The organism is Streptomyces milbemycinicus, from assembly GCF_002154605.1.
Lineage (GTDB): Bacteria > Actinomycetota > Actinomycetes > Streptomycetales > Streptomycetaceae > Streptomyces > Streptomyces milbemycinicus.
In genome coordinates this window covers 1-7232 of the sequence record NZ_MUNE01000090.1, presented here as the reverse complement: position 1 = coordinate 7232, position 7232 = coordinate 1, and the positions used below count along the sequence as shown (strand labels likewise).

The following is a 7232-nucleotide window of genomic DNA, read 5'->3' as shown; positions in this document are numbered from 1 at the left end:
GGACCGCGGACCGGCGCGCCGCAGCAGCGAGCGCTGGTACGCGTCGGCGCGCCGGTCCGCGGTCCGCCCGATCTCCGAACGCTCGGTCTGGGCGAGGTCGGCGGGCTGCGGTACGGCCTGGCCGGGTGCGGCCTCGGCGCGTACGGCGGCGGCGTCCGCCAGCAGGGCCTTCAGCCGGCGCACGACCAGGCCCATCGCCCAGCCGTCCACGGCGACATGCGACACGTACAGCGCGACCCGGCGCGGCTCGCCGCCGGGCCCGGTCAGCACCGCCACGCGGATGCCCCACTCCCGCGACAGGTCGAAGTCCGTCACGGCCAGGGCGTCCAGCGCGGCGGCCGGGTCGTCGCCGTGGAGGACCCGGACCGTCAGCCGCCCCTCCCCCTGCGCCTCCTGGTAGGGGGCGGAGTCGGCGGTCCCGTCGCGGTACACGGTGCGCAGGCTCTCGTGTGCGGTGACCAAATCCCGTACGGCGTCGATCACCTCGCGCAGCGAGCGGCCCTCGGGAACCGGCAGCGACATGCGCTGGTTGTAGTCGTAGTGGGCCCGCTGGGCACGGCTCTGCAGCGCGCGGTAGATGACCTGCTGGCCCCAGGTGAGCGGGGCGCGTACGGCGCGCAGCCCGCCGAACTCGACGGCCTCCTCGCGTACGGCCCCCTCGGTCTCCGCGCCCACGGCTGTGTCGTCCATGCTCTTCTCAGCCGCGCTCTTCTCAGCCGCGCCGGTCAACGCTGCCTCAGCACGAAGTCCGCCATCCGGCCGACGGTCGAGAGGTTGTCCGGCGACATCTCTCCGTCGGGGACGTCGATTCCGTAGTTCCCCTGGAGCCAGACCAGCAGCTCCAGCATGGCCATCGAGTCGAAGTCGGGGATCTCCAGCAGGTTGGTGCCGGGGCCGGGCGGGGCCTCGGCCAGCGCGGGCACCACCACGGTGATATGCCGGGCGATCTCCTCGACCAGGCTCTCGCGGTCCATCACGCGCTTCCTTCCTTGTCGTGCTCCGGCCCGGCCTCGGGCCCGGGTGCGGCGGGACGCGGGGCGAGGACCTTGCCGGTCGTCGAGCGGGGCAGTTCGGCGGTCACCTGGATACGCCGCGGAATCTTGTGCTCCATCAGCCGCTCCTGGCACCAGCGGATCAGCTCGTCGGCCGTCACCGGCCCGGGGGCGGCGACCCGGGCCACCGGCACCTGGCCGCGGCCGCCGTCCGCCTCCGCGAAGACCTGCGCGTCGGTGACGGCGGGGTGCTCGGCGAGCACTCGCTCCACCTCCACCGGATTGACCTTCTTCCCGCCGACGTTGATCATCCGGGCGAGCCGGCCGATGAGCCTGATGGAGCCGTCGGGGCCCAGCTTCGCCAGGTCCCCGGTGCGCAGCAGGTCCCCGTTCAGGGACAGCGGGCGCACCCCGTCGGCATGGGCGTAGCCGTCGGCCAATGTCTCCGTGGCCAGCTGGAGTTCGCCCGCGCCGTCTTCCCCGTCCGCCTCCCGGAGGGTCGCCACGATCCCCGGCAGCGGCTGCCCGACGTCCCCCGGGCGGTCGCCCTCCGGGTCGACGGGCTTCACGGTGATCGCCCCGGCCTCCGAGCAGCCGTACATGTTGAGCAGCGCGAAGCCGTGCTCCTTCATCACCGCCGTCGCGGCGCCGCTGGGAATGGGGGCGCCGGCGGACAGCGCGCGCTCCAGGCCGTCGAAGCGGGAGGTGGAGTCGGCCGCCATGAGCCGGTAGTGGAAGGGCAGGGCGATCAGGACCCGCGCCCCGCTGTCCCGGACCGCGGCCGCGATCTGGGAGGGCACCACGCGCGATCCGCACAGCGTCACCGGCGCGCCGCTGAGCAGCGGGGCGAGGAGGCCGAGCGTATGTCCGTAGAGATGGAAGACCGGCGCCGCGCACACCACGGGGGTCGTGGGGTCGTACCCCATGGCCTCGGCGCACCGGAGCGAGTCCACGATCTGGGCGCGCATCGACCGCACGGCGCCCGAGGGTTCGCCCGTCGAGCCGGAGGTGAGGAAGATGCCCGAGCGGGGGGAGGGGAAGGCGGCGCCCCCGCCGTCGCCCCCGGAGTCGGAGACGGCCAGCGAGAGCCCGTGACGTTCCCACACAAGCCCAGAGTCGGCCTCCGCCTCGGCATCGTCGCCGGGTCGGGGGTCGGCCAGCAGCAGATGCGGTCCGAAGGCGGCGGTGACACGGGCGTACTCGGCCTCCGGCTGGCCGGAGTCCAGATGCATCAGCGGCACCTGGAGCAGATCGCAGGCGAGGGTCGCGACGAGGGTCTGTACGGGCCTGCCCGTACGCACCGCCGCCAACCGCAGCGCCCCCCGCGGCCGCAGGCGCTCGGCCAGGTCTTCGGCCGCCCCGAGCAGCCCGTCCCAGCTCCAGGTATGACCGGCCTGCTCCCTGACGGCGACGCGGCCCGGATCGGCGATCCGGCTCGCGATCTCCTCGCACAGCCCCATGGACACCGCGGCTCCTCCCCGTTCTAAGCCTCGTCGCCTGTTTGCCCCGTCGCCCGGGAATTCCGCCACAGGACGCACAATGCCGCCATTGAGGAATTGCCGCCCGGAAACGGCGACTTGTCGCCCGGGTCAGCGCCGGGAAACTACGGGCACCATACAGGCGCGTACCGCGCGGGTGAGAGGGATTGGCAGCAACATCATCGGCAATTCAGTGACAGCGCGACAGACCAAGGCCCCGCCCTCCCCGTGATGGGGAAGAGCGGGGCCGGTTCACCGCAGCGACGAACACCCTGTTACTTGAGCGCCCCCGCCGTCAGACCAGTCTGGACCTGACGCTGGAAGACGATGTACACACCGAGCACCGGCAGCATCGCCAGCACCAGCCCCGCGAAGAGCGCGGACCAGTCCCCCTTGTACTGCTGGCTGGCCGCCAGCTGCACCAGGCCCTGCGTCAGCATCCGCTTGTCCTCATCCGTGTTGAGCACGGTCGGCAGCATGTACTGGTTCCACTGCCCCAGGAAGTTGAAGATGCCGACGCTGATCAGGCCCGGCTTCGCCATCGGCAGCATCACCTGGAAGAAGGTCCGGGTCTGCGAGGCACCGTCGATCAGCGCCGCTTCGGCCACCGACGAGGGCAGCGTTTTGAAGAAGGACGTGAGGAAGAAGACGGTGAACGGCAGTGAATAGGCGATATAGACCAGAATCAGCCCGTGGTAGGTGTTGAGCAGGCTCATGTTCCTCATGACGAAGAACAGCGGCACCAGCGCCAGAATGACCGGGAAGCTCATTCCGCCCACGAACATGAAGTAGATGATCCGCTTGCCCGGGAATTCGAAGCGGGCCAGGACATAAGCCGCCATCGACCCCAGCAGCATCGTCCCGATCAGCGAGCACCCCACCACCAGAACGGTGTTGAGGAAGAAGTCGCCGATGTTCGACTTGCTCCAGGCCCGCGACCAGTTGTCGAAGTGCAGGCTGGCCGGCAGGCCCCAGGGAGAGGTGAAGATCTCCTTGTCGGTCTTGAGCGAGCTCATCACCGCCCACAGCAGCGGCAGGGTGACCAGCAGTCCCCAGAGCACCAGCATGCCGTGCGAGAAGACGTTGAGGACCTTCCCCTCGCTGCTGATGCGGCCCTTGGGGGGGAAGTCCGGCACCTTGCCCGTGCCCGGCGCCTTCCCCGCCGCCCCGGGCGCCTCGTCTTCCTTGATGGCGCCCGGGAGCTCCGAGGGCTGTGCTTGCGCGCTCACTGTGCTACCCCCAGGTCGGCGGAGATACGGCGGTTCCGGTGTGCGAGAGAGAGCCTGGCCCTCAGTACTCCAGCCATCAGTACTCCAGCCGTTCGCGCCGGCCGAGCCTGCCCACGATGACCGCGAAGATCAGGGTCACGATCAGCATCGCGACGCCGATCGCCGTCGCACGCCCGGCCTGCCCGTCGCGGAACGTCTTCGTATAGACCATGTAGCCCAGCACCTGGGTGGAGTCCGCGGGTCCCCCCGGCCCCACGGTCATGATCTGCACGACGGCGAACGCGTCGAGGGCGAGGATGCCCATGTAGATCCAGCCGGTCTGGACCGTGTCCCACAGGAGGGGCAGGGTGATCCGGAAGAAGGTCGTGATGCGGTTGGCGCCGTCCAGCAGCGCCGCCTCGTAGAAGTCCTTGGGAATGGCGCTCATTCCGGCGGAGAACAGGACGACGTAGAAGCCGACGTTGCACCAGACCATGACCACCATGAGGCACCACAGCGCGAGCTTCGGATCGGCCAGCCACTCCTGCTGCAGCGAATCCAGCCCGATGCCCCCCAGAAACGCGTTGAGCGCGCCGTTCCGCGGGTTGTACGTGAACTGGAACAGCAGGGCGACAATCGCGATCGAGAGCACCTGCGGGAAGAAGTACACCACCTTGTAGATGCTCGACCCGCGCACCCCGGAGACGGCCGCGTTCTTCTTGCTGCGACCGCCGACATTGAGCATGAAGGCGAAGAACAGGCCCAGGCCGAGCGTCACCAGCGGCACGACCAGCAGCAGGAGCACATTGTGCCCGACCGCTGTCCAGAAGAGGTCGTCGTGCAGAAGCCAGTCGTAGTTTTTGAACCCGACCATCTTGAAGTCGGAGCTCAGTCCCGTCCAGTCCGTGAAGGAGTAATAAATGGACTGGACGAAGGGCGAAATCACGAAGATCGCATAAATGACCACCGGCAGGGCCAGGAACCCCAGGGGGAACCCGTACTGGTGATACGCGCGCTCCATCTTCTGCCGCGTGGACAGCTTGACGCGCGGTTGCTTGACGCCCGGGTGTTTACCGCCCGGGACCTTCGCGACCACCGCCGTAGCCGACTGGTGCTTACCGTGCTGCATCTCTACCGACCTCGGTCTTTCCCTGCGCACAGGGCCGCTGGTGACGCTCGAACCTCATCAGGCGTGCTTGTACTTCTTCACGGCGTCGTCCTTGGCCGTTTCGTCGGCGAACTTCTGGATCTTCTTGATCGCCTCGGCCGGGGTCATCCGGCCCGCCATCATCTCGCCGAGCGCGCCGACGCCGATCTGCTGCTTCTGCAGCGCCACGTACCAGTCCTGGAGGCGCGGGTTGACGACGTTCGTCCCGGCCTTCTCCAGCGCCTCCTGGGCGGACTGCAGGCCCGGAGGCAGGCTCAGGCCGTCGGTGCCGCCATTGAGCGAGGTGAGCGAGGAGACCTGCTTGACGAAGTTCTTGGTGGACTTCTCGCCGAGCATGATCCGCAGCAGCTCCATGCCGCCCTCGGGGTTCTTCGCCGCCTTGGGCACGATGAAGGGCTCACCGCCCGAGGCCCAGATGGTGCCGAACGGCATCTTGTCGCTGCTGTCCAGGCTGGAGGGCGCGCCGACGGACATCTGGAAGTCCTTCGGCGTGGTCTTCTTCGCCTCGTTCTCCACCCAGGAGCCGTTCGGGATGAACAGCGCCTTGCCCTGGTTCCACGCGGTCTGCGACTCGATGTGGGTCAGGCCGGGGCTGCCCTTGAGGATGTAGCCCTTCTTGTAGAGCTCGTAGTACGCCTCGAAGGCGGCCTTGACGGCCGGGTGCTTCCAGGCGTTCGGCTCCAGGTTGTCGATCGCGATCAGGGTGTCCGGGCCGCCGATCTTCGCGATGAACGGGTAGAGGCTGAACGGCATGTAGTACGGGAACTTGCCCGGGTAGGTCCAGCCGGCGATGCCCTTCTTCTTCGCCTTCTCGCAGACCTTGAGCATGTCGTCCCAGGTCTCGGGGTACTCCGCGTCCAGCTTCTCCAGGTTGGTCTTGGAGTACCAGACGCCGTAGACGGTGTAGGCGTAGTACAGGATCCACACCGGCTTGCCGTCGAACTGGCCCATCTCCACGACACCGGGGCGCAGCGTGTCGCGCACCTTCTTGCTCGGGTCGTCCACGGAGGGCGCGTCCAGCAGCGGCGTCAGGTCGGTCAGCTGGTTCTTGGCGACCAGGGTGCCGAAGTCCATCTGCTCGGCGCCGGAGTTGTCGATCAGGTCCGGCGGGGTGCCACCGTTGAACCGCGGCTGCAGCACCGTCTGGATCTTCTGAGTGGCGGAGTGCTTGACCTTGCCGGCCGTCTTCGGGTACGCCTTCTCGTACTCGGCCTCGGCGTCCTTCGCATACTTCTGGCCGAAACCACCATCGAAAATGACGACGTCGAGCGCGGCGCTCTCATTGACGGCGAGCGGGTTCTTGTCGCTCTTCTTGCCCTTGTCGACCTTGTTCCCGTCGTCACCGCCGCTCGCGCAGGCGGTCAGGGTGCTGATGGACGGCACGGCAACCAGTCCGAGCGCCGCGGACCGCTTGATCAGGTCGCGACGGCCGAAATCTGGGGTGGATCCCATGCTCAAGTCCTCGCCTTCGTCAGGACTCAGGCGGTGTAGCGGTTTCCCGTACATACTCGCCTCCGGCGAGGGGCCCGACACCGCGGGTCAGTTGAAGCGTAAAACGGAGTATTACTGACTGTGCTCCGGGGAGCACGGAGGCCCGCTAAGGGCGGACGCGACGTGGGGCCGCACAGCGGCCTCCCCCCGGGGCGACAGGTATAGTCCACTCGGCCTCAAGTGGGCAAGATCGAATGGTCATTGGGCCACAGTCTTTCCCGAGTTGAGACCTGTCCGACATACCGTAGGGGACACAGCCCGTGCGGCACGCCGCCGTGCGCGTGAACCAACAAGAAAGGCGGCCCCTGTGGTCCGGAAGCAATTCCCCTTCGCCACCGCGCTTGTCGTGGTCGCGACACTCGCGTCGATATCGGCGTGCGGCTCCGAAGGGGGCGGATCCTCCGCCGGCGACGCCAAGGGCGGCGCGGCGCTCGGAAAGGGCATGGCCGAGCTCCCGGTCGAGCCGACCGAGTCCCCCAGCCCCACCGAAGACCCGACGGACGACCCGACCGACGACCCCACGGACACGCCGACCGGCGGTAGCGCACTCGTCAGCCCGGACATCAAGATGGGCACCTGCGGATGGGGCTCGGACGGCATTCCGTACGCCAATGTGAAGATAACCAACTCCGACTCGACCACGTCCTACTACACGCTCATGGTCGGCTTCGTCGACAGCAACGACAAGGCGGTGACCACGGGCTTCGAGTCGGACGCCGAGGTGGCCGGAAACGCCTCCAAGACCGTCAAGGTGGTCGGACTCCTGGCGGACTCTGCCAAGAAGGCCAAAAAGTGCCGGGTCTCCCTCGGCACCAAGTCCAAGACCGCGGCCTGACCCGTCGATGAGGACCCGGGTGCGGGAGCGGCCCCACCCCCACCGCGGCCGGTCCCGCAC

General features: G+C 68.2%; 7 protein-coding genes. 1 reads left to right on the top strand and 6 read right to left on the bottom strand.

Annotation, left to right across the window (positions count from 1 at the left end; translation table 11 throughout):
- The 6 genes from CCN51_RS08055 to ngcE form a co-directional block, all read right to left on the bottom strand.
- Positions 1 to 690: condensation domain-containing protein (locus CCN51_RS08055; protein WP_245881588.1), on the bottom strand; the 690-nt coding region annotated here is incomplete at its 3' end.
- Between the two features lie 35 nt (positions 691 to 725).
- Positions 726 to 974, bottom strand: a complete 249-nt coding sequence (locus tag CCN51_RS08050; RefSeq protein WP_014175723.1) for an acyl carrier protein — start codon at positions 972 to 974, stop codon at positions 726 to 728.
- A complete protein-coding gene (locus CCN51_RS08045) occupies positions 974 to 2452 on the bottom strand; it encodes a class I adenylate-forming enzyme family protein (RefSeq protein ID WP_014175724.1) in 1479 nt (492 codons plus the stop codon). Before CCN51_RS08045 ends, CCN51_RS08050 begins: the two co-directional genes overlap by 1 nt.
- A 293-nt stretch (positions 2453 to 2745) precedes the next feature.
- Entirely contained in the window at positions 2746 to 3699 is a 954-nt protein-coding gene (locus CCN51_RS08040) for a carbohydrate ABC transporter permease (protein WP_014175725.1), read from the bottom strand.
- 76 nt (positions 3700 to 3775) lie between these two features.
- Positions 3776 to 4699 carry a carbohydrate ABC transporter permease gene (locus CCN51_RS08035; RefSeq protein ID WP_043489889.1) on the bottom strand — a complete coding sequence of 308 codons (924 nt, stop codon included), beginning with the start codon at positions 4697 to 4699 and terminating at the stop codon, positions 3776 to 3778.
- 165 nt (positions 4700 to 4864) lie between these two features.
- Positions 4865 to 6298 carry an N-acetylglucosamine/diacetylchitobiose ABC transporter substrate-binding protein gene (gene ngcE, locus CCN51_RS08030; protein ID WP_014175727.1) on the bottom strand — a complete coding sequence of 478 codons (1434 nt, stop codon included), beginning with the start codon at positions 6296 to 6298 and terminating at the stop codon, positions 4865 to 4867.
- A 346-nt stretch (positions 6299 to 6644) separates the two neighbouring features.
- Here ngcE and CCN51_RS08025 point away from each other — a divergent pair, with 346 nt between their 5' ends.
- Complete coding sequence (locus CCN51_RS08025; protein ID WP_014175728.1) at positions 6645 to 7172, top strand: hypothetical protein; 528 nt, start codon at positions 6645 to 6647, stop codon at positions 7170 to 7172.
- Positions 7173 to 7232 lie beyond the last annotated feature (60 nt).

Bases quoted from the DNA above. Each gene is read 5' to 3' on its own strand.
- CCN51_RS08050 (WP_014175723.1), bottom strand. From the start codon at position 974: ATGGACCGCGAGAGCCTGGTCGAGGAGATCGCCCGGCATATCACCGTG.
- CCN51_RS08045 (WP_014175724.1), bottom strand. From the start codon at position 2,452: ATGGGGCTGTGCGAGGAGATCGCGAGCCGGATCGCCGATCCGGGCCGC.
- CCN51_RS08035 (WP_043489889.1), bottom strand. From the start codon at position 4,699: ATGGAGCGCGCGTATCACCAGTACGGGTTCCCCCTGGGGTTCCTGGCC.
- ngcE (WP_014175727.1), bottom strand. From the start codon at position 6,298: ATGGGATCCACCCCAGATTTCGGCCGTCGCGACCTGATCAAGCGGTCC.